General features: G+C 71.2%; 14 protein-coding genes. 7 read left to right on the top strand and 7 right to left on the bottom strand.

All coding sequences use genetic code 11. The features are described from left to right. The first annotated feature begins 202 nt into the window (after window positions 1–202). A complete protein-coding gene (locus BZY54_RS30640; protein WP_086728578.1) occupies window positions 203–3,964 on the top strand; it encodes a S8 family peptidase in 3,762 nt (1,253 codons plus the stop codon). A 95-nt stretch (window positions 3,965–4,059) separates the two neighbouring features. Here the strand turns inward: BZY54_RS30640 and BZY54_RS30635 are convergent, their stop codons facing one another. Further along, entirely contained in the window at window positions 4,060–4,593 is a 534-nt protein-coding gene (locus BZY54_RS30635; protein WP_425276332.1) for a MarR family winged helix-turn-helix transcriptional regulator, read from the bottom strand. 31 nt (window positions 4,594–4,624) lie between these two features. On the opposite strand from BZY54_RS30635, the gene BZY54_RS30630 reads away from it, so the two are divergent. Next, on the top strand, window positions 4,625–5,617 hold the full coding sequence (locus tag BZY54_RS30630) for an EamA family transporter (protein WP_167414100.1): 993 nt from the start codon (window positions 4,625–4,627) through the stop codon (window positions 5,615–5,617). A gap of 11 nt (window positions 5,618–5,628) precedes the next feature. Here the strand turns inward: BZY54_RS30630 and BZY54_RS30625 are convergent, their stop codons facing one another. The 3 genes from BZY54_RS30625 to BZY54_RS30615 form a co-directional block, all read right to left on the bottom strand. Then, on the bottom strand, window positions 5,629–8,346 hold the full coding sequence (locus tag BZY54_RS30625) for a M4 family metallopeptidase (protein ID WP_158103933.1): 2,718 nt from the start codon (window positions 8,344–8,346) through the stop codon (window positions 5,629–5,631). A 153-nt stretch (window positions 8,347–8,499) separates the two neighbouring features. Beyond that, window positions 8,500–9,597, bottom strand: a complete 1,098-nt coding sequence (locus BZY54_RS30620; protein WP_086728576.1) for a helix-turn-helix domain-containing protein — start codon at window positions 9,595–9,597, stop codon at window positions 8,500–8,502. A gap of 1,146 nt (window positions 9,598–10,743) precedes the next feature. Then, window positions 10,744–11,514, bottom strand: a complete 771-nt coding sequence (locus tag BZY54_RS30615; protein ID WP_086728575.1) for a PepSY domain-containing protein — start codon at window positions 11,512–11,514, stop codon at window positions 10,744–10,746. Window positions 11,515–11,663: 149 nt separating this feature from the next. On the opposite strand from BZY54_RS30615, the gene BZY54_RS30610 reads away from it, so the two are divergent. Further along, complete coding sequence (locus BZY54_RS30610; protein ID WP_086728574.1) at window positions 11,664–12,350, top strand: response regulator transcription factor; 687 nt, start codon at window positions 11,664–11,666, stop codon at window positions 12,348–12,350. After that, a complete protein-coding gene (locus tag BZY54_RS30605) occupies window positions 12,343–13,815 on the top strand; it encodes a sensor histidine kinase (RefSeq protein ID WP_086728573.1) in 1,473 nt (490 codons plus the stop codon). The genes BZY54_RS30610 and BZY54_RS30605 overlap by 8 nt, the downstream gene beginning before the upstream one ends. A gap of 348 nt (window positions 13,816–14,163) precedes the next feature. Here BZY54_RS30605 and BZY54_RS30600 read toward each other — a convergent pair whose 3' ends face one another. The 3 genes from BZY54_RS30600 to BZY54_RS30590 form a co-directional block, all read right to left on the bottom strand. Next, window positions 14,164–15,852: a SpoIIE family protein phosphatase gene (locus BZY54_RS30600; protein ID WP_086728572.1), complete on the bottom strand. Its 1,689-nt coding sequence runs from the start codon at window positions 15,850–15,852 to the stop codon at window positions 14,164–14,166. A gap of 251 nt (window positions 15,853–16,103) precedes the next feature. Then, window positions 16,104–16,844: an aspartate/glutamate racemase family protein gene (locus BZY54_RS30595; RefSeq protein WP_086728571.1), complete on the bottom strand. Its 741-nt coding sequence runs from the start codon at window positions 16,842–16,844 to the stop codon at window positions 16,104–16,106. 24 nt (window positions 16,845–16,868) lie between these two features. Next, window positions 16,869–18,353, bottom strand: coding sequence for an NCS1 family nucleobase:cation symporter-1 (locus BZY54_RS30590; RefSeq protein ID WP_086728570.1), 1,485 nt, complete (start codon window positions 18,351–18,353; stop codon window positions 16,869–16,871). Window positions 18,354–18,659: 306 nt separating this feature from the next. Here BZY54_RS30590 and BZY54_RS30585 point away from each other — a divergent pair, with 306 nt between their 5' ends. The 3 genes from BZY54_RS30585 to BZY54_RS30575 all read left to right on the top strand — a co-directional run. After that, window positions 18,660–19,874 carry an MFS transporter gene (locus BZY54_RS30585; RefSeq protein ID WP_208640823.1) on the top strand — a complete coding sequence of 405 codons (1,215 nt, stop codon included), beginning with the start codon at window positions 18,660–18,662 and terminating at the stop codon, window positions 19,872–19,874. A 270-nt stretch (window positions 19,875–20,144) separates the two neighbouring features. Next, the gene (locus tag BZY54_RS30580) at window positions 20,145–20,738 is read left to right on the top strand and encodes an SRPBCC family protein (protein ID WP_244217418.1); all 594 of its coding nucleotides are present in this window, start codon (window positions 20,145–20,147) and stop codon (window positions 20,736–20,738) included. A 237-nt stretch (window positions 20,739–20,975) separates the two neighbouring features. Then, window positions 20,976–21,690: alpha/beta fold hydrolase (locus BZY54_RS30575; protein ID WP_208640822.1), on the top strand; the 715-nt coding region annotated here is incomplete at its 3' end.

The following is a 21,690-nucleotide window of genomic DNA, read 5'->3' as shown; positions in this document are numbered from 1 at the left end:
GGTCGGTGGCGAGATCGGAGACCTGCGCCGTCGCTGTCCTCGGGCGTCCAGCCGCGGCGGAAAGCGGCCACGGCGTAAACCCGCCGCGAACATCATCACTTCGTCGCCCGTCGCTCTGCCAATGTGACGCCACGGCAGCACCGACAACTTCCGGAACATCACTGCTTGTTCAGAGGTGGCCCGGTTTTACTTAGGGAGAGCGATGCGTCCGATATCGCGTCCGGCGCTGGGGGCGGCCACCGCCGCCGTCCTGGCCGTCACCGCGATCGCACCGTCCGCGGCCTCGCCGCAGGACGAGCCGACCGCGAAGAGACCACTGACCGGCAGCGCGGCCGGCGCCAACGCAGGACGACCGGTCACCGTCACCCTGGTCACCGGAGACAAGGTCCTGGTCCGCACGGACGATTCGGGGGCCGCGTCGGTCACCGCACTGCCGCGCGAGGACGGCTCCGAGCCCCTCCTGCAGACCCGTCAGTCCGGCAAGGACCTCTACGTCTACCCCGACACCGCCGCTCGGGCGCTGGCCGCGGGCAAGGTCGACGAGGAGCTCTTCAACGTCACGGGGCTCATCCGCCAGGGCTACGACGACGCGCACACCACCGCGCTGCCGCTGATCGCCGTCTACGGCGAGGCCGCGGGCCGCACCGCGCCCGTCACCCCGCGCGGCGCGAAGCGCGGCCCGGTGCTGGACGCCGTCGACGGCGTCGCGCTCAAGACCGACAAGGCGAAGGCCGCCGACTTCTGGGCGGACGTGACCAACACCCGTTCGCGCTCCGCCTCCGGTCTGAAGAAGCTCTGGCTCGACCGCAAGGTCCAGGCCACCCTGGACCGGTCCACCAAGCAGATCGGCGCCGACCTCGCCTGGGCGGCCGGGTACACCGGCAAGGGCACCAAGGTCGCCGTCCTCGACACCGGAGCCGACGCCGAACACCCCGACCTCAAGGGCCGGATCGCCGCCTCGGAGAACTTCACCGACTCCAGCACCACCGACGACCGGCAGGGCCACGGCACCCACACCATCTCCACCGTCGGCGGCTCCGGTGCCGCGAGCGACGGCAGGAAGAAGGGCGTCGCCCCCGACACCGAACTGCTCAACGGCAAGGTCCTCAACGATGGCGGCTACGGCGCCGAGTCCTGGATCATCGCCGGAATGCAGTGGGCTGTCGACCAGAAGGCCGATGTCGTCTCCATGAGCCTGGGCAGCCCGGAGCCGACCGACTGCACCGACCCGATGAGCGTCGCCGCCGAGAAACTCGCCCAGAGCAAGGACACGTTGTTCGTCGTCGCGGCAGGCAACTCCGGCCCGAGCCTCAACACCGTCTCCTCGCCCGGCTGCGCCCCGAGCGTGCTGACCGTCGGCGCCGTCGACCGCGACGACTCCACCGCCTGGTTCTCCAGCCTCGGACCCGTGATCGGCGCGCACACCCTCAAGCCGGAGATCGCCGCACCCGGCGTCGACATCTCCGCCGCGGCCGCGGGCGGCCGGGGCATCTACGCCTACCGGTCGATGTCCGGTACGTCTATGGCCACCCCGCACGTGGCGGGCGCCGCCGCGCTCGTGAAGCAGCGACACCCGGACTGGACCGCCCAGCAGGTCAAGACCGCTCTGGTGTCGTCCGCGAAGAGCGACATCCCCGGCGACGTCCGCGCGTCCGGCGCCGGCCGGCTCGATGTGAAGGCCGCGATCGACACCACGGTGGTCGGCGCCCCCGCCGTCCAGGCCGGCACCTTCGCATGGCCGCAGGACAGGAGCGACCGCACCACCGTCGACCTCCCCTACACCAACTCCGGCACCGAGTCGGTGAAGCTGTCGCTGAAGGTCCAGGGCGTCACCGGCAACGACGGCTCCGAGGTCCGCTCGCCGGTCGCCGCGCTCGACGAGAACACCGTCACCGTCCCGGCCGGGGCCACCGTGAAGGTCCCGCTGCGGATCGACCCGGCCGCGAACCTGAAGGCCGCCCAGTACGGCGACGTCACCGGGCGCGTACTGGCCACCGGACCCGGCGGTGTGAAGGTCTCCACCCCGTTCTCCCTGTACGTCGAGCCGGAGACCGTCACCCTGCGCGTCAAACTGATCGACCGCGCCGGCAAGCCCGCCACGGGCTCCTCCTCGCTGGACGTCATCGGCACCGACACCTCCAGCGGCGAGCGCCGCTTCAACGACGGCGCCGCCGACCAGGTCTACCGGGTGCGCCCCGGCGCGTACTTCGTCTCCGGCTTCGTCATCACGCCGGACGCCGCGGACGCCACAGGCCGCATGGCCGAGTCCGTCGGCTACCTCGCCCGGCCCCAGGTCGACGTCGCCAAGGACACCACTCTGGTGCTCGACGCCCGCAAGGCGCACCGGCTCCAGGTGGAGACCGCGGACCGCGCCTCCGAGAGCCGCTCCACGACCCTGTCCTTCGGCCGTACCTGGGACGGGACCTGGCTCCACTCCGGCTCCATCACCGGCAACCGGAGCGTGCGGACCTACCTGGCGGACGTGCAGGGCAAGGCGCGCGACGGCGACTTCGAGTTCACCGGCTTCTGGCGCATGTACGCCCCGCAGATCGAGCAGTTGTCGGTCGTCGGCGGTGCCGCACTCCACCCGAGGACGGCGAGCACCGGTTCCGTCAACCTCGACGGGGCGGGCGAGGCCGCGCTGGTCGACGCGGGCACCGGCACCCCCGAGGAACTGCGGGCCGCGGGTGTCGCCGGGAAGATCGCGCTGGTCGAGGCCGGCGACGACGGCTACCTGTACAACCTGGCGCGAAACGCGAAGGCCGCGGGCGCGAAGGCGGTTCTCGCCCACCGCCCGGCTGCGGGCCCCTGGCAGCCCTCGATCGGCTTCGGCCAGGCGCCGCTGCCCTCGCTCGGCATCGAGGCGGACGAGGCCGCCGCACTGAAGGCCGCGCTGGCCGAGGGACCGGTGACGCTCCGCTGGAAGGCCACCGCCGTCAGCCCGTTCGTCTACAACCTCGCCTTCCCCGAGACCGGCCCGATCACCTCGGACCGCACCTACCGGGTGCAGGACAGGAAGCTCGGCACGGTCACCTCGGCCTACGAGGCGATGGGCGTCGCGACGGACTACGTCGACACGATGGTCATGGGCCGGCCGTACGGCGGGGTGTTCTCCGCCGCCAGCGACTCCGTCGCCGTTCCCAGCAAGCGCACCGAGTACTACTCGGCGGGCGACACCGCGTGGACGCGCTACCTCTCCTCCAGCTTCCCCTGGGGCGAGGCCATGGCCGACCAGGCGCGCACGTACACCGGGGGCTCGAAGCGGGCGGAGAGCTGGTACCGGGGCATCCCGGCCCCGACCGCGCCGCGCGACGCCGACGGCAAGCCTCAACTGGCCGCCGAACGGCAGGACAACCTCATCGGCGTGGCACCCGCCTTCTGGGGCGACACCGAGCACATGGGCATCCAGGGCTCCTTCGGGGACATCGGCAGCATGAAGCTCACCAGCGGCGGCAAGGTGATCGGCGAGACCGGGTGGCCGTCCGGGGTGTTCACCGTCCCGGCCGAGGACGCCGCGTACGAACTCACCATGGACACCATGAAGTTCGGCTCGCCCGCCGCCGTGTGGAAGCGGTCCACCCGCACCCAGACGGTCTGGAAGTTCCGCTCGCACCGGGACGAGAACGCCTACTCCCAGGGCATTCCACTGCTCTTCCCGGGCTACGACCTGGACACGGACGGGCTCAAGACCCTTCCGGCGAAGGACGGTCAGACGATCGGCCTGAGCGTCACCGGTCACGCGGGCTACACGCCCGGCAAGCTGGTCGCCGCCAAGGTCTCGTACTCCTACGACGGTGGCGAGACCTGGACCGAGGGCACCACCTCGCAGAGTGACGGCCACTGGACCGCGACCGTGAACCACGCGGGCGCGGCCGGCAAGCCGGTCACGCTGAAGACCGAACTGACGGACGCAGGCGGCAACTCCGTCGTCCAGACCGTGTTCGACGCGTACGCCGTGCGCTGATCACGTCCTGACCGGTCCGCTGGGCGGCTTTCCCGTTGGGGGAGTCCGTCCAGCGGGCCTTTTCCATGTTCTGGTCGCACCCCGGGGGCGGCGGGTCACTCGCTGCCGGAAGGGCGTGGGTCGGCCATGCGTGAGAGCCAGGTGGTGAGCAGCGTCTCGAGTGCCTCGGCCTCGGTGGGGGTCAGCAGATCCAGCAGCCGGCGTTCGTTGCGCATGTGGTCGGTGAACGCGCGGTCGATCAGTTCGCGTCCGGGACCGGTGAGGGCCACGATCCGGCCGCGCTGGTCGCCGTCGGAACGGCGGCGGGTGACGAGCCCGGCCTTCTCAAGACGGTCCACTCTCTTCGTCATCGCACCGGTGGTGACCATGGTGTGCGCCGCGAGCTCGCCGGGTGCCCGCTCGTAGGGCTCACCGGCTCGGCGCAGTGCGCAGAGGACGTCGAACTCCCCCTCGCTGAGACCGTAGCGGCCGTAGACGAGGCAGAGCTCCTCGGTGAGCTGGCCGGCAAGGCGGTGCAGTCGGCCGATGACTCCTTGCGGAGTGATGTCGACGTCGGGTCGTTCGCGGCGCCAGTCGGCCTGGATGCGGGCCACGCGGTCCAGCGATTGCGGATCGTCCATGGACACCATAGTAGCTTCCATGGAAGCTATATTACCTTCCATGGAAGCCGATTTTCGCTGGGTGGCACTGACCGCGGTCGCGCCGGTGGCCTGGGGCACCAACTACTTCGTCACACACGAGTACCTGCCGGCGCACCGCCCGCTCTTCGGGGCCGCCCTGCGGGCGCTGCCCGCCGGCCTCGTCCTGCTGGGCCTGTGCAGGCAGCGGCCACGCGGCGCGTGGTGGTGGCGGTCCGCGGTGCTCGGGCTGCTCAACGTGAGCGTGTTCTTCGTGCTCGTCTATGCCGCCTCCCAGCTGCTGGCGACGAGCGTCGCCTCGACCGTGATGGCCGTGTCCCCGCTGGCGATGATGCTCATCGCCTGGGCCCTCGTGTCCGAGCGGCCCGGCGTCTCGCACCTGGCCGGCGCCGCGATCGGGCTCGCCGGGGTCTGTCTCATGCTGCTCACCGGGGTCGCCGGGGTGAGCGTGCCGGGAGTCCTCGCCTCGGCCGCGGCCATGCTCGTGTCGTCCTTCGGCCACATCCTGGCCAAGCGGTGGAGCGCCGGTGCCGACGTGCTCGCCTCGACCGCCTGGCAGCTCACCGCCGGGGGTCTGTTCCTGCTGCCGGTCGCCGCGGCCGTGGAGGGCCCTCCGCCCGCGCTCCACACACCGGCGCTCCTTGCCTTCGGCTACGTCGCCCTGGTCGCCACCGCTGTCGCCTTCACCGCCTGGTTCACCGGACTGCGGCACCTGCCCGCGGGGACGGTGGGGCTGATCGGACTGCTCAACCCCGTCACGGGTGTGCTGCTCGGCACGGCAGTCGCCGGAGAAGTGCTGACGGCCCAGCAACTCTGCGGGCTGGTACTCGTCCTGTTCGGAGTCGTCCTGGGCCGCCCCGTGCGCACGGGCCGACGCGGCAGCGGTCAGGCGCCCGCCCGGCCCGCATGCGACGAGCACCCCACGGGCGAGTCCTCGCTCCGCGACCCTGTGCCGTTCGACCGGCACGACGCAGGCGGCCACCCGTCGAACGGGCGGCCGCCTCCGGTGCCGTAGTGCCGTGGGGGCTAGGCGCAGGTGCCCGCGAACGTCTCGCGCGTCACGACGTCCGTCGCGGCGGCGGTGGTGTCCAGCCAGACGACGCGCTGGCCGTCACCGAGGGACGGGGCCAGCTGCGAGCCGGATGAGCAGGAGACGCGGCTGAAGTCGTTCAGGCCGGCCAGCACGTCGGAGGTCTTGGCGACCTTCGTCTTGGGGGGACCGTCCCAGGCGCCGAGGGCGCCCCAGATGGTGTACGTCGAGTACGCCAGGTAGTTGTCGTTCACGGAGAACTGGGCGACGTAGAGGCCCGACGGATAACGCAGGTTCGCCATCTGGTTCACGTCGCTGGCCGGCGTCGAGCCCAGCGTGGTGCCGGGGATCAGGAAGCCGTTCGTCACGCGGTAGAAGACGCGGTCCGAGGTGAGCTGGATGTCCGAGATGTAATTGAACAGGAAGCCGCCGATCCGCTTGTTCTGCGTCGTGCCGGTGGCGATGTTGTGGATGTAGAGGTACGTCCCGTCTCCGCCGGCCCAGGCGATCGTGCCGTTCTTCATGGCGAGGTGGGACGCCTTGGTGCCGGGCTCGGGCGTCACATTGACCGTGGTCCCGTCGGCCTTGCGGAGCATGACGTCCTGCTCGCCGTCAGGAGTGGTGCGGATGTAGGCGAGGGCGCCGTTCTCGGTGACCGGCTCGGTCTCGTCCGCACCCGGCTCGTCGACCAGCTTCTTGATCTCCCCCTGGCCCTTGTCGCCGGCCTGGTAGACGCCGACGCCGTCGGCGGTGATCCGGGTGAAGACGACGCGGTCGTTGTCGAGGTACGGATCGATCAGGTAGGCGCCCTTCTGGGCGAGTTCGTGATCTGAGTCACCGCTCTGCTTGCTGAACCGGCCGACGGTGATGCCGAACGCGGCACTGCCCTGGTCCCAGGCGACCGCGTCGCCGTGGCTGATGGCGTAGACGTCGCCGTTGACCTGGGCGGCCTGCTCGTCGACGCCGCCGTAGACCTCGTAGGCGGGCAGGATGTCGGCGCTGATCGTGGCGCCGTCGTGCGTGCCGCCCTTCTGCTCCCAGCCCTGCTGGATGCCGTGGCCGTCGAAGGCCTTGTTGATCGCGGCCATGTCGGTCGTGGAGACCTTCATCGACTTCGCCGCGAGAGTGACCGCGTTGCGCATGTCGGTGAAGCCCGACAGCGGAGTGAGGTAGTTCTCCGCGGCCCGGTAGATGATCTGGTCGGCGAGCTTGGTGTCGATGTTCTTGCGCATGTCCCACAGCGCGCCGCCGACGATGGTGGAGTTGGTGTGCACTCCGCCGTTGTCGTAGTCGAGCGTGACGGGAATGTAGTCCTTCTGCGCGCTGCGGCCGTCGTTCAGGTCACGCAGGGCACAGTTCTCGAGCGGCTTGGTGCCGTTGCACAGGTACTCGCCGACGAGTCCGGACGTGGGATCGCTCATGGCGATGCCCTTGTCGGCGGTCTCCATGGCGTTGCCGAAGTAGTCGGATATCGCCTCGTTGAGGGCGCCCGACTGGTTGAGGTAGACGAGCCCGGCGGCGTGCTCGGTGACGCCGTGCGTCATCTCGTGGCCGACCACGTCCAGGCCCACCGACAGCGGCACGCCGTTCATGTGGCCGTACACCATCTTGGAGCCGTCCCAGAAGGCGTTGGCGTAGTCCTTGCCGTTGCTGGCGACGTTGACGACGGAGTAGATGCTGCCGCCCTTGCCGTCGATGCCGTCACGGCCGAGCTGGTCCTTGAGGTACTCGTAGACCTTGGCGGCGTTGACGTGGGCGTCGACGGCGCCGGAGGTGGTGTTCGCGCCGTCGAAACGGTCGGTCGAGGACTTCACCAACGGGACGTCGTCGGTGACCGGACCGCCCGCGACGAGCGTGTAGTTCTTTCGCTGCGCGTCGTAGGTGCGTATCTGGCCGCCGGTCCGCGCGAACATGTCGCGGGTGGAATCGACCAGGGTGTACGAGCCGTCCGCCTCCTGATCGGCGTTCAGCTTCGCCTCGCTGCCGTCGACGCGCACGCCGGTGCCCGTCACGGGCGTGGAGTCGGCCGCGTCGACGTTGTTGTACGACAGGGCGATGCCGCCGACGTTCGCGTCGACGTACACCTCCTGGCGCACCGGACTGCCGTCGGCGCGGGCGCCGGTCACGGTGAAGTGCCAGGTCAGAGTGCCACCATGGGAGTTGGGCAGGACGACGAGGCCGTGCTCGGCGGTCTGCGCGCCCTTGATGGTGCCCATGTGTGAGTCCAGCGAGAACATCCGCTGCTTCGCGGTGGCCTCGGTGACCTTCGGGGTGGTGGAGACGGTGAGGTCGGTGTAGAGGGTGCCGGTGGCGGAGAGGACCTTCTGGCCGCCGTCGGCCGGCTCGGTCTGCACCGCGTACTCGGCTCCGAAGACCGGTACCCCGTCGTGCTTCTGCTGGAAGCGGACCGAGGACTGCTTGCCGACCTTGGTGGTCTTGAGCGTCTTCAGGTCGGAGACCGGGACCTTGTACCTGTCCTGATGGGCCTTGAGGTGCGCGCGGGCCGCCTCGGCGGGTGTCCCCGTGCGAGCGGCGGTGTCGAGGCCCTCGGTCATGGCGGGTGCGACCGGCACCTGGTCGGCGGTGACGCTCGCGGGCTGCGGTACCTCGTCCTCGGCCCAGGCGGGTGTGGACAGCAGCGACGCTCCGGTGGCCGCGACGACCACTGTGGTGGCCAGGACCCGGCGGAGTTCTCTTGGTCTCGTGGGGAACACGGGAACCCTCTCCATTGTGTACGGATACGTGAACTCGCACTGATGCGCGGGTGCAGGGCCCCACGGGCAGCGGTGGCCTCGATGCTTCGGCACGGTCCCATCCGCGTACAAGGGATCGGCCCCGGCGCGAATATGCCTTGGCGTAAACGCGCCTCAACTCCGGTGGGATTCCGGCTGGTTCGTGGGTGTCTCGTCCAGCCAGCCGGACCGGGCGGCGTGCCAGCCCAGCTGGAAGCGGGTGGCGGCGCCGACCTCCGCCATGAGGGCGTGCAGGCGGCGCTGGACGGTGCGGTGGCCCATGCCGAGCTGGCGGGCGATGGCCGCGTCGGTGAGGCCGACGTGCAGCAGGGCGACGATCTGCCGATCGACGGGTTCGAGTCGCGCCTGACCGGGATCGCCCGGACCGGGGCCGGGGACGGAGGCGCCCAGCCGCCAGCCCTTCTCGAAGTACTCGTCGAAGAGCGAGCCGAGCGCGGTGAGCAGCCCCGTGCGGTGCACGACGAGCGCCATGGGTTCGCCCTCGCGCTCCGGGTCGAGGGGCAGCAGGGCGATGCGCCGGTCGACGATGATCAGCTTGATGGGCACCTTGTCGGCGACGACGATGTGCTGGCCCTCGGCCACGTAGGTGGCCAACGCGGTGGCGGTCTCGGGATGCTTGAGCCAGTCGCGCTCGATGACGCTGCGCATGACGACCCCGCGCCGGGCCATCTCGTGCTCGACCTCGTCGTGGTTCTCCACGAAGGTGAGCACCGCGGGCACCCGTCGCGGCGGCAACATGGTGCACACCTCACCGACGGCCTGGTTCTGCATCGACAGCAGCCTGCGCCGGATCGCCGCGGCGCCCGACAGCACCTCGATGGGCGCACCCGCGGCATGGGCCCGGGCGGAGCGGTGCCGCTCGGCGAGATCCGCGACCAGCGACTCGACGCGGTGCAGGGCGGAGCGGCGGGATTCCAGGAGCGGACCGAGGGCGAGCACCGGCGAGGCGGCGCGATAGCGCGGGGCGCTGTCGTCGCTGTGGTCGGCGCTGGCAAGGCCGCGTTCGACCAGGATGCCGAGGGCGCGCTCCACCTCGGGGGCCGGCCCCGTCGACCGGCCCGCCAGCGCGGCGGGATCGCTGTCGGGCCGGTCGACGAGGAGCTGGTAGACGGCACCCTCCTGGGGGCTCAGGCCGAGCAGGGTGAGCAGGGACGCGTCCGTGGGGGCCGGCAGGGACGCGCCGCCCGGCGGCCGGGTGCCGTCGGTTCTCAACGCCCAGCCGCTGTCGGGGCGTCCCGGAACTCAACGGACGAGGGCGCTTGGCCCCGGCCGGCATCCCGGGCGGCGATGACGGCTTCGGCCGCCGCGGCGAAGCCGCCGCCGTACGCGTCGGGACGGTCGAACGCCCTGCGTGGTTCCTTGCCGCTCGCCACCGTGTCGCGCCCTGCCCCTGTTGCCCTGCTACGCCGTTGAGGGAGGTCAGGGTATCCGTCGTGCTGTGCCACAGCACGACGGCGGGGCGATCACGGCTACGACCAAGGTGCACGTGGGCCGGAACGTGTGCCCCGACGACGAGTGGGAGGTACTGACGCAGCGCTCCACACCCTGACGGCCCGACCGACGAACACCAGGAAGGCGCGGGCTTGCGCTCATGACGGCGGTGGGGTCGGCGGCCGCCGCCGAGCCGAGCCACCTCCGCTGCCCGCCCATCGGTGGGCCGTTGGTGTCAGTGCCGTTCGACGCCTCGGTCAGCGTGAAGAGGCGCCGGCGTTTCCGGGGCTCCAGGACCGCTGCCTGCCGGCAGGGCCCGAAGAACCGTGGTGTCGGGGGCGTCACGGCATGCGGGGTCGATCGCTGTGATGCGCACGTCCGCCGCGGTGCCGCACAGATCGCGGAACGGGTGGGAGGTGATGGTCAGGGATCGTGGACGGCTGTCGCCGGTGAGATGGCTCTTCGCGCTCAGGCCGCAGCGGCCACGACCGGCCGGCACCCGAAAGTGGGTAACAGCAGCCCGCACCGCAACGATGCCCGGGCATGCGAAACCCCCGCCTCCGAGGTGTCGGAGACGGGGGTTCGTATCGAGCGCCGGGCAGGCCTTGCACCTGCATCTCCCCGCAGGAAGCGGGACGTCTTTCCTTGGACCACCAACGCACAGCCCACCGGCCGGAATTCGGTCGACGCGCTCAAGATCGACTATAGCGCATTCAGCCATGCGGGTGCTGTGCCGAGCGGCACCTCCGGCCGTCCCGAGGCCGGCCGCGATAGCGGCCCCGGGACACCGCCGCGGCGCAGCGGCGCATCAGGGCCCACGTGGACCGGTCATCGCTGACATCCGCTCCGTCCCGTCAGGACTTTGATCACCTGCGGTCCGCCAGGCCGGTCACGGCAGTGGAAGCTGCCGCGCTGCCGTGTGGCAGGTCAGTCGCGCTCGCGGTCGTCGTCCGTGCCCTTCCCGCCCCTGTTGCCCCGAGCGGCGTGCGTGGTGGTGACCTTGCCGGTGCGCGTGTCGACGGCGACTTCGTGCTCGATGCCGTGGCTGTCGGCGATGTCGACGTGCCAGGCGCCCGTCCTGCCGTGATCGTGGTCGAACTCGGCAGCCGTGGCGGTGCCGGGGACCTTGTCGAGGGCCCTGTCCACGGCCTGGCCCAGGCTCGTTCCGGCGGACTTGGCCAATGCGGCGTCGCCGTGGTCGTCCGCGTCTTCGCCGTGGTGGGCCCTGTCGGTGGTGGTCCTGCCGTCGGCGGTGTTCACCGCCACCTCGTACTCCGCGCCCTTGCCGTCGACGATGTGGACCTTCCAAACGGCCTTGCTGTGCTGCCCGTCCAGCTCGACTTCGGTGACGGTGCCCGCGACGGACTTGGCGGCCGTGTCGACGGCCTGCTTCAGGTCGACCCCGGTGCCCTTGGCGAGAGCACCGTCGTCGGCGTCGTCGTGTGAGCCGGAACGGTTGTGATCGTCGTGTGAGCCGGAACGGTTGTGATCGTCGTGTGAGCCGGAACGGTTGTGATCGTCGTGGTCGTCGTGGCGCGTGCCGGCCGTGGTGCTCGCGCCGGCCTGCGTGCTGTCGTGGTCGTCGTCGGTGAAGGCGACGGCGGACGCGGCACCGGCTCCGCCGAGTACGACGGTGGCGGCGACCACCGCGGCGACAGTGCGGCGACGTCCGGCCAGGGTGCGCTTGAGGGCCTTCATGTGAGGTGGTCCTTTCCTTCGGTCTGCGGCGAAGGCCGCAGGGATGCCGACGTGTCGGCCTGACGTGGACCACCGTGCGCCGACGATCCTGAAGCCCCGCTGAAGCAACCTGAAGATCTCTTCAGGCAGGTTCTGAGACCCTCAAGGGCATGCGCCTGTTGATTGTTGAGGACGAGAAACGCCTCGCCACCGCCGTCGCCCGCGGCCTGGCCGCCGAGGGTTTCGCCGTGGACCTGGCCCACGACGGCGTCACCGGGCTGCACATGGCGCAGGAGCAGGACTACGACCTGATCGTGCTGGACATCATGCTGCCCGGGCTGAACGGCTACCGGATCTGCGCCCAGTTGCGGGCGGCCGGTGACGACACGCCGATCCTGATGCTCACCGCTAAGGACGGCGAGTACGACGAGGCCGAGGGCCTGGACACCGGCGCGGACGACTATCTGACCAAGCCGTTCTCCTACGTCGTGCTCCAGGCCCGTATCCGGGCCCTGCTGCGCCGCCGTACCCGCGCCGGCAGCGCACAGGTCCGCATCGGTGACCTGACCGTCGACCCGGGTGCCAAGCGCGTGGAGCGGGCCGGGCTGGACATCGCGCTGACCGCGAAGGAGTTCGCTGTCCTGGAGCACCTCGCCCTGCACGCCGGGCAGGTCCTGTCCAAGGCGGACATCCTCGAGCATGTGTGGGACTTCGCCTACGACGGCGACCCCAACATCGTCGAGGTCTACGTCAGCGCGCTGCGCCGCAAGATCGACGTTCCCTTCGGGCGGCGCTCCATCACCACCGTGCGCGGGGCCGGATACCGGCTGGAAGCCGACGGCGGCCGCCATGTCTAGGCCCTTCGCCTCGGTACGGGCCCGCGCGGCGCTCGCGGCCACGCTGGTCGTGTCCGTCGCCCTCATCGCCGCCGGTGTCGCGATCGTCGCCGTGCTGCGCCACAACCTCGTCGACCGGGCGAGCCTGGAGTCGGAGGTCACCTCCCGTACGGTGGCGGGCTCCCAGGCCGCGCTGAACGGGAACTTCGGCTCGCTGGACCTGCCCGACGACGGCGGGCGCCTCGTCCAGGTCGTCGACTCCGCCGGCAAGATCCTGGCCGCCGGAGAGGACCTGCGCGGGCGCGGCCCCGTCACGGACTACGCCCCCGCCCCGGCTCCCGGCAGCACCACGACGAGCCACCCCTCCGACGGCGGCGACGACGATCACGGCAACGACGACCACGGAAGCGACCACCACTACGGCGCCACTCCGGCCCGGGGGAAGGTCGGCACGGACGTGGACCGCGAGACCGTCCCCGTGAAGCTGGGCGACGGCACCCACGACTACGCCTTCGCCGCAGTCCAGGGAACCACCTACGACGGCCGTACCTACACGGTGTACGCCGGCACCTCGCTGGAGGACTCACAGGCCACCCTGGGCCAGGTCACCCGGGCGATGCTGACCGGCCTGCCGTTCCTGCTCGCCGTCGTCGCGGCGGTCACCTGGCTCGTCACTCGCAGGGCGCTGCGCCCGGTGGAGGGCATCCGCGCCGAGATGGCCGAGATCACCCGCAGCGGCGACCTGGCCCGCCGGGTACCCGAGCCCGCCTCACGCGACGAGATCGCCCGCCTCGCCCGCACCACCAACGCCACCCTCGCCGCCCTGGAGCAGTCGGTCCGACGCCAGCACCGCTTCGTCGCCGACGCCTCCCACGAACTGCGCAGCCCCATCGCATCCCTGCGCACCCAGTTGGAAGTCGCGGCCCAGCACCCCGAACTGCTCGACGCCACCGACCTGCACCAGGACGTCGTACGCCTCCAGCACCTGGCCGCCGACCTGCTGCTGCTCGCCCGCCTGGACGCCGGGGAACGCCCCACCGGCACACTCGTCGACCTCGCCGCTCTCGTCCGCGAGGACATCGCCCAGCGGGCCGCGACCGACCGCATCACCCCGACCGTCACCATCGACGACACCGCACCGGAGGTGAAGGGCAGCCGGACCCAGCTCTCCCGCGTGCTCGGCAACCTGCTCGACAACGCCCAGCGGCACGCAGCCGCCTCGATCACCGTGACCGTCAGGGCAGCGGGGGACACGGTCGTGCTGAGCGTGGCCGACGACGGCCACGGCGTCGCCCCGGTCGACCGCGAGCACATCTTCGAACGCTTCGTCCGCCTCGACGAGGCTCGCGCCCGCGACGAGGGCGGCGCCGGCCTCGGCCTGGCCATCGCACGCAACGTCATCCAGCACCATGGCGGCACACTCACCGTCACCGACGGACCCGACCACGGCGCGGACTTCCAGGTCAGCCTTCCGCGCGCACACTGACAGCCGACCGCGGCAGCCGATCCGCGCAGTGGCCCGTGCGGCCAGGTCCCCGGGATGTCAGGCTTTCCCCCGGCCGTATCCGACACCCGGTGCGCCGCCCAGGCCCAGGCTGACCCCTCACGGCTGCGGGCAGTACAGGAGGCGCCGTGGTCCGATCCCGTCGTCACGAAGCAGCCGGACCTCCAGCCTGCCGACGCCGTGAGGTCCTCGCAGACACGAAGGGTCGATGAGGTCCGCGCAGACACGAAGGGTCGATCTCGTCGGCGGCCATGGACATGGCCTCCGTCATTCAGCGTCGGTCGATCTGGTACACGCGCCATGGTGGCGGGCTCGACGCACGCTGGCTCCTCACGTCGAGCCCACCCCGTGCCGCACGGCCAGCAGGGCCACGTCGTCGTCGTTGTCCGGTGGGCGCGCCCGTGCCAGCAACTGGTCGGCGAAGGACTCCAGGGGGCGGTGGGCCAAGGATGCGGCATGGCGGCGCAGGCGGTCCAGGCCTTCGTCCAGGCTGTGGCCCGGGGACTCGATCAGGCCGTCGGTGTAGAAGACCAGAGTTGCCCGGGGCGGCAGTTCCACCGTCGCGTCGGGACGGACCTGGTCGGGCGCGACGCCCAGCAGGAGTCCGTGGCCGTCGGTCAGATAGCGGGCCACGCCCTCGTAGGTGACCAGCAGCGGAGGCGGATGGCCCGCATTGGTCCAGGACAGCTCGCACTGGCCCGCGTCGTTCTCCGTCATGCGGGCGAAGACCAGCGTTGCCATGGAGACTTCGGCGATGTCCGGGGTCGCCTGGTCGAGCCATTCCACGATCTTGCTCGGCGGCTTCTGCTGGGACAGGGCGTATGCGCGCAGCATGTTGCGCAGCTGGGCCATGCCGGCCGCCGCGTCCAGGTCGTGGCCGACGACGTCGCCGATGGCGAGGGCGGTGGCGCCGTCCGTCAGGGTGAACGCGTCGTACCAGTCGCCGCCGACCTCGGAGGCGTCCGGCGCGGGCAGGTAGCGGGCGGTCATGCCACGGCCGGGCGCACGCGGCAGCTTCGGCAGCAGATGACGCTGCATGGTCTCGGCCACCTTGCGCTGTCGCTGGTAGAGGCGGGCGTTCTCCAGGGCCAGGCCGGCGCGGCGGGCGATGTCCTCCAACAGGGCGATATCAGCCGCCGTGAACCGCTCGGGCTGGTCGGCACGGCCGAGGGTGAGGGCTCCCAGTACGTCGTGCAGGCTGCGGATGGGGACCAGGACTGCCGAGTGCATGCCGGTCGCCTCGAACAGGCGCCGCTGCTCCACCGCGACACCGGAGTCGGGCGGCCCCTGATAGGTCTCGGGGCCGGCGAGGGAGGAAGCGACGCCGCGCAGGGCGCGGGAGAGGGGCATCAAGGACTCCTGCGGCACCGGTGGCATGGGCCCCTGGAGGTCCTCCCGGAACACCACGGTGCCGCCCTCGGCATGGGCGACGGCGAAACGCCGCACCTCGTCCCGCTCGCCGATCAGGTCGATGACGGCCCAGTCGGCGAGTCGGGGCACGACCAGGTTGATCAGGTGACGCAACGCCTCGTGGATGTCCAGGGTGGAGGTCAGCAGGGTGGTCGTCTCGGCGAGCAGCGCGAGCCGTTCCAGTTCTGAGAGCCGCCCGACGGCCGGTGGCCGCTGGGCGGGCCACGTGGAGCCTCCGGTGGAGTGGAAGAGGACGAGCGTGGCCGACGGACGGACCCCGATGCCGCAGGGAGTGACCAACCATGCCACCGGCAGCAGCGTGCCGTCGCCGCGTTCGAGCCACTCGCCGCCACCCTGCTCCGTGCGCCCGCCGAGGATGCTCTCCCGGAGCCGGCACCGGGCCCTCGGCAAGCGTTCACCGCACCTGCTGCGATGCAGCAGGTCATGGGCGTCCTGGCCGACCAGGCCCGAGGCGGAGCGGCCCAGGAGCTGTTCGCCGCGCGTGTTGACGGCGACGATGGAGCCCTCCTCGTCCGCCAGGTAGGCGCCCGTGCCGAGGGCCTCCAAGACCATGGCAACGGCCTCCTGCGGACAACCCGAGCCCGACATGGCCTGCCTCCCGTCACGGAGAAGACGCCTCCGCCAGCCTCCCGATTGTGGGGTTCCCTCTGGCCCACGGGCGATGCCCGCGACATGAGGGCCCACCCCATGTACTCCGCGGCCGCTCGGCTTGACCGGCTGGTGCGGCCGGGAAGGAGGTACAGCGCACGTACTGAGTGAAACGCTGCGCGTCAGGGCGGCGGCCTCGATGCCCGTGGGATGAGAGGCGTGGGACGGGGATGCTCACGGGACGGGGATGCTCAGGAGACCCGTGTCCGTGAGGTGCTGGGAGGCCAGTTGACGATCTGCTTGGGACGCGGTCTCGCGTACGTGCGCACCTTGGACGTGGACAGGCCGAGGCGGACCAGGGACTCGGCGATCGTCACGGCGGCGCTCACCCCGTCGACGACGGGGACTCCGGTGCGTGCCACCACGCGTTCGGCCAGTCCGGCCATGCCCCCGCAGCCCAGGCAGATCACCTCCGCCCGGTCGTCCGTCACCGCGCGGGCGGCCTGCTCGGCTATGGCGTCCACGGCGGCCTGCTCGTCCTGTTCCAGCGCGAGCACGGGGAGGCCGCTGGCACGCACGGAGGCGCATCTGGCACTCAGTCCGGCCACCTCCAGCCGCTCCTCGATCAGCGGGACCGTACGGTCGAGGGTGGTGACGACGGAGTAGCGGCGGCCGAGGAACTGGGCGGTGCTCGCCGCCGCCTCGGTGATGTCGACGACGGGGACGTCGAGCAGTTCCTGCAGCCCCTCCCGGCCGTGTTCGCCGTAACCGGCCTGGATCACCGCGTCGAACGGCTCCGGATGGGCGCGGACGGTCTCCATGACGGCGACGGCGGCCAGATAGCTCTCGTAGTTGCCCTCGACGGACTCCGCACCGAAGGACGGGGTGAGCGGGACGATCTCGGTACCCGGGGAGGCCGCGCCGGCCGCCTGCTTGCCGATCGCGTCGGTGATGGACTGGGTGGTGTTGACGTTGACCACGAGGATGCGCATGGGTGGGCCTTCTGCTCCGATGGGCTATTCCGCGGCGACGGCGATGGCCTCGCCGTCCACGTCGCGGATGGGCGCGGTGCGGTCGGCGACGACCGCGTACAGGACGGCGGCGAGGACGGCTCCGATGAACCAGGAGAACCCGGCCGCGGCGTGGAAGAGGGGCACCAGAGCGACGACGACGGCGATCGCGGCGCTGGGGACGAAGGCGGCGACGGCCCTCGGGTTGTAGCCGCGGCGGTAGTGGTACTCCGCGTCCCTGTCCTCGGTGTAGAGCGCGGGTACGTTGACGCGGGACTTCCGCAGCAGCCAGTAGTCGGCCATGATCACGCCGAAGAGCGGGCCGAGAAGGGCGCCGAGCCCACCGAGGAAGTAGTTCACGGCGACCGGGTTGTTGTACAGGTTCCAGGGTGTGATCACCAGGCCGAGCGCGGCGCTGACCAGGCCCGCCCGGCGGAAGTCGAGCCGTCGGGGGAACAGGTTGACCAGTGCGTAGATCGGCGCCACGAAGTTGGCCAGCAGGTTCACCGCCACCGTGAGGCCGATGAGCGCGAGCGAGGCCGCGGCCAGCAGGATCATGGTGGGGATGGTCCTGACGATGTCCGTGGGGCTGGTGATGACGTGCCCGTCGAGCTTGAACTGGGCCCCGCTGAGGACCGCCGCGATGCAGGCGAAGAACAGCATGTTCACCGGGATGCCGATCACGTTCCCGCGGACGATGGACCCGCGGCTTCGCGCGGACCGGGTGAAGTCGCAGAAGTTCAGGACGAACGTCCCGTAGATCACCACCCACAGGGCGGCGGACTGCAGGATCTGGAGCCACATCGCACCGCCGGTGAGCGGGGCGTCGGTGGACAGGGAGATCGAGCCGTCCGCGCGGACGAACATCCACACCGCGAGGGCGCACATAGTGATCAGGGTGGTGGGCGCGGCGAAGGCCATGTACCGGCGGATCATCTGCATGCCGTAGCTCACGATGAGCACCTGCAGGCCCCACAGGGCCAGGAAGGTGATCCAGCCGAGCGTGGACTGGCCGAGCACGGAGTTGGTGTCCAGGTGGTGCAGTCGCGGGAACATGGCCACCAGGAGGGTGCTCAGCACCTCGGAGGCCAGATAGGTCTGGATGCCGAACCAGGCGACGGCGACGGCGCCCCGGACCGCGGCCGGTATCTTCGCCCCTCTGATGCCGAACGCGATGCGGCTCATGACGGGGAAGGGGACACCTGTCTTGTGCCCCATGAACCCGGACAGGGTCAGCAGGAGAAGGAGCAGCACGGAGGCGAGCGCGAAGGCCGCCAGAATGCCCCAGACGTTGAGCCCGAGGGCGAACAAGCCGATGGCGAAGGCGTAGTTGCCGAGGCTGTGCACGTCGTTGGCCCACAGCGTGAAGACGTTGTAGGCGCCCCAGCGGCGCCCTTCTCTCTTCGTGGGTGCCAGGTCGTAGGTGTAGAGGCCGGAGCTGGTGGCGGCGCCGCTGGTCTCCACGGACGACCGGTTTTCCAGGGCAGTCATACGGGACTCCTGGGAGCGGGAGGAGGGCCGGCCACCGTCACTTCGGGGGCCCGGCCGGGTCGGGATGCTTCGGGCGGATGCTTCACATGGGCGCCGGCTGCGGATGCCGACGGCTGGTGAGTTTTGTATCCCAAACCGGATCGCGCTACAAGGGTCAATGCTCAGATCGGCGCGCTCGTCCGCATTTTGGTATCCCCTTGGGTCACGAGGTAGATCACATCTGCACATGACGGCCCGCGCGGCCCGTCATCGCGTCCCGTCACCGGCGACGGAAGGGCCGACGAAGAATGGAATACCATCTGCGGGATGCTGAACGGACAAGGCGACGACCGCGCCGACCCGGAGCGCCCGCTTCCGCCCGTATGGCGGGCGCCGGGAATGCGGCCACTGCTCGGCTCGGCCGCATTGGGCTTCGCCGGCCTGTCGTTGCTGCTGCCGGTCTCCCCCCTGTGGGCGCTTCACGGCGGGGCGGACGAACTGGGTGCCGGGCTGGTCAACACCGTGCTGATGCTGTTCACCGTGGTCGCCCAGTTGCTGGTGGGACGTCTGCTCCGGCGTCTGGGCTGGGCCGGGACGCTCGCCCTCGGATCGTGCCTGCTCGGGCTCCCCTCTCTGGGGCACCTCCTCACCGACGGGGTGGGCGCGGTGGCGGCCCTCGCGGCGGTGCGGGGTCTCGGGTTCGGGATCCTCACCGTGTGCGGCGCGACCGGAGTGGCCGCGCTCGTCGAGCCCGCACGCCGTGGCCGCGCGGTCGGCGCCTACGGGCTGGCCATCGCTCTCCCGCAGTGTCTGCTCGTCCCGATCGCGCCCTGGCTCGCCGAGGGCGTCGGGTTCTGGCTGGTGTTCGCCTGCGCGGCCGTGCCGTTGCTCGCGGTCCCGCTCGCGCCGCGGGTGGCACGCGCGCTGCACGAGACCGCGGACGGGAGCGCGGCACCGATGGAAGGGCGGGATGCGGGCAGACTCTGCCGTGTCCTCGTCGGGCCGATCGCGGCGCTGCTCGTCATCACCGCGGCCGGCGGCGCCATCCTCACCTTCACGCCGAGCCTGCTGTCCGACTCGACCGCCGTCTACCTGGCGCTGCTCGCGTTCACCGCGACGGCGGCCCTGTGCCGGTGGCGGTTCGGACACGTCGCGGACCGCAGGGGCGCCGCCCCGGCGATCGCCCCGCTGCTGCTGGCCGGCGCCGCGGGCCTCGCCGTCATCGGCGCGGGCGCGGCGAGCGGCCTCGGTGCGGGCGGTCCGGTCCTGGTCGTGGCGGGCATGCTCGTCGTGGGGGTCGCCTACGGCGGCCTGCAGAACCTGACACTGGTTCACGCCTTCACCGCCGCGGGCGAACAGGCGCGCTCGTCCGTCAGCGTCGCCTGGAACATCGGCTTCGACGCGGGCACGGGGCTCGGAGCCCTGGTGGCCGGAGCGCTCGCCACCGCGAGTTCCTACACCGTCGCCTACACGGCACTCGCCGCCGCCACCGCCTTCGTGGGCGTCTGCTGGGCCGGCGCACGGTGGGGCAAGGAGCCGTAGGCGTCGCCGACGCAGGAAGCGACGGCGTCCGTCCCGGTGCCATCGCAGGTTGACCGGGGTGGCGGGACCGGTCACAGCAGCCATCACTCGCGCACTGTCCCGCGGCAGCAGCTCACAACCCCTCCCCTGACGGACCTGCGGCCTCTTCGGCAGATCCCCGTGCTCGAACCACAGGAGGGCCGCTGACAAACCCCCGGCACAGCCTCCCGTACCGGTCGTGGACGGTCCGGCCGGAGCCCGGTCCGTCGGCGGCACCCGGCGGTTCGCGTCGTGGACCAGGCCCGTGGAATGATCGGCGAGGCCGACACCGAGGGGGACGACATGCTCTTTGCCGACGGTCCGAGCGTGTGCTGTGACGTGCACGTGGCGGCGGCCGTGCCGCGGGTCTGGGAGCTGGTGACGGACATCCGTCTGCCGGCCGGACTCAGCCCGGAGCTGCAGCGCGTCGCCTGGCTCGACGGCGCGGACCGGCCCGTGGCGGGTGCGCGCTTCGAGGGCTACAACCGCCACACCATGCTCGGCGAGTGGCGGACCGTCTCCCATGTGATCGAGCTGGACGAACCCCGGGTGTTCGCCTGGGCCGTCACCGACGCGGACGGCCGCTTCGGGGAGGCGACCGTGGATCCGGCCGAGCCCATGGCGTCCTGGCGCTACGAACTCGAGGCCGAGGGCGGGGGCACGCAGCTGCGGCAGACTGCCGTCATCGGGCCGGGCCGCAGCGGGGTCACTCTCGCCGTCGAGCGCCGCCCGGACCGGGAGGAGGAGATCATCGCCTTCCGGCTGAAGGAACTGCGCGCCGGTATGGAGGCCACCCTGCGCGGCATCAAGTCGCTTGCCGAGGAAGGCGGCCCGGGCAAACGCTAGCGGCTCCCCGCCGGAGCGCTGCCGCGGACGCCCCGAGCCGGGAGCGGACCCCCCGCCGGGGGCCGGCGGCGCCGGGAGAACGGCGATTCGGGGCACACCGCGGATCCTCCGGTGCCAGGATGGCCGACGACAAGGCACGGTCGGTTCGGACATCCGGAGACGCCGATGCGGGGAATGAGGGGGACGGCGGTGCGGGACATGCACAAGCGCTGGAAGGCGCGGGGCAGTCGGAGACCGATGGCGCGCGGAGCGGTCGCGCTGGCAGCCGTGGGCATGCTGACGGTGTCGGGGACGTGCACGTCGGCGGCGCAGGACCGGGCGGCCTCGGCGCCGGCCGGGCGGACCGGGCAACTCTCCCAGGCCGCCGCCTGTCCCGGCCTGACAGGCTTCACCTGCGCCACCCTGACCGTCCCCCTCGACCACGGCGGTGACGTGCCGGGCCGGCTCGGCCTGAAGGTCGCGACGGCGGACAACGTCAAGGCCCCGAAGGGTGTCCTGCTGTTCCTCACCGGCGGTCCGGGGCAGCCGGGCGTGCCGTTCGTGGAGCGGCTGAGCCAGAAGCTGGCGCCGGCGCTGAAGGACTACCGCCTGGTCATGGTCGACCAGCGCGGCACCGGCGACAACGCGCTTCAATGCCCGCAGCTCCAGCAGGAGATGGGATCGTCCGACCTCACTCCGCCCACCGCCCGCGCGGTGACGGACTGCGCCGCCGCCATCGGCCCCGATCGCCGCTTCTACAGCACCAGCGACACGGTCGCCGACCTCGAACTGCTCCGCCGGGCGCTGGGCGTGCGGAAGATGACGCTCGACGGTGTCTCGTACGGCACGTACACCGCCGAACGGTACGCCCTGGCCCACCCGGGACGGGTGTCACGGCTGGTCCTGGACTCGGTGGTGCCGCAGACCGGTTACGACCCGATGGACCTCGCCGCCCTGCGCGCGGCGCCGCGCG

Source organism: Streptomyces carpinensis, assembly GCF_002154505.1.
GTDB classification, from domain to species: domain Bacteria; phylum Actinomycetota; class Actinomycetes; order Streptomycetales; family Streptomycetaceae; genus Streptomyces; species Streptomyces carpinensis.
The sequence above is the reverse complement of the archived record's forward strand: the minus strand, read 5'-3'. Positions and strand labels throughout refer to the sequence as shown.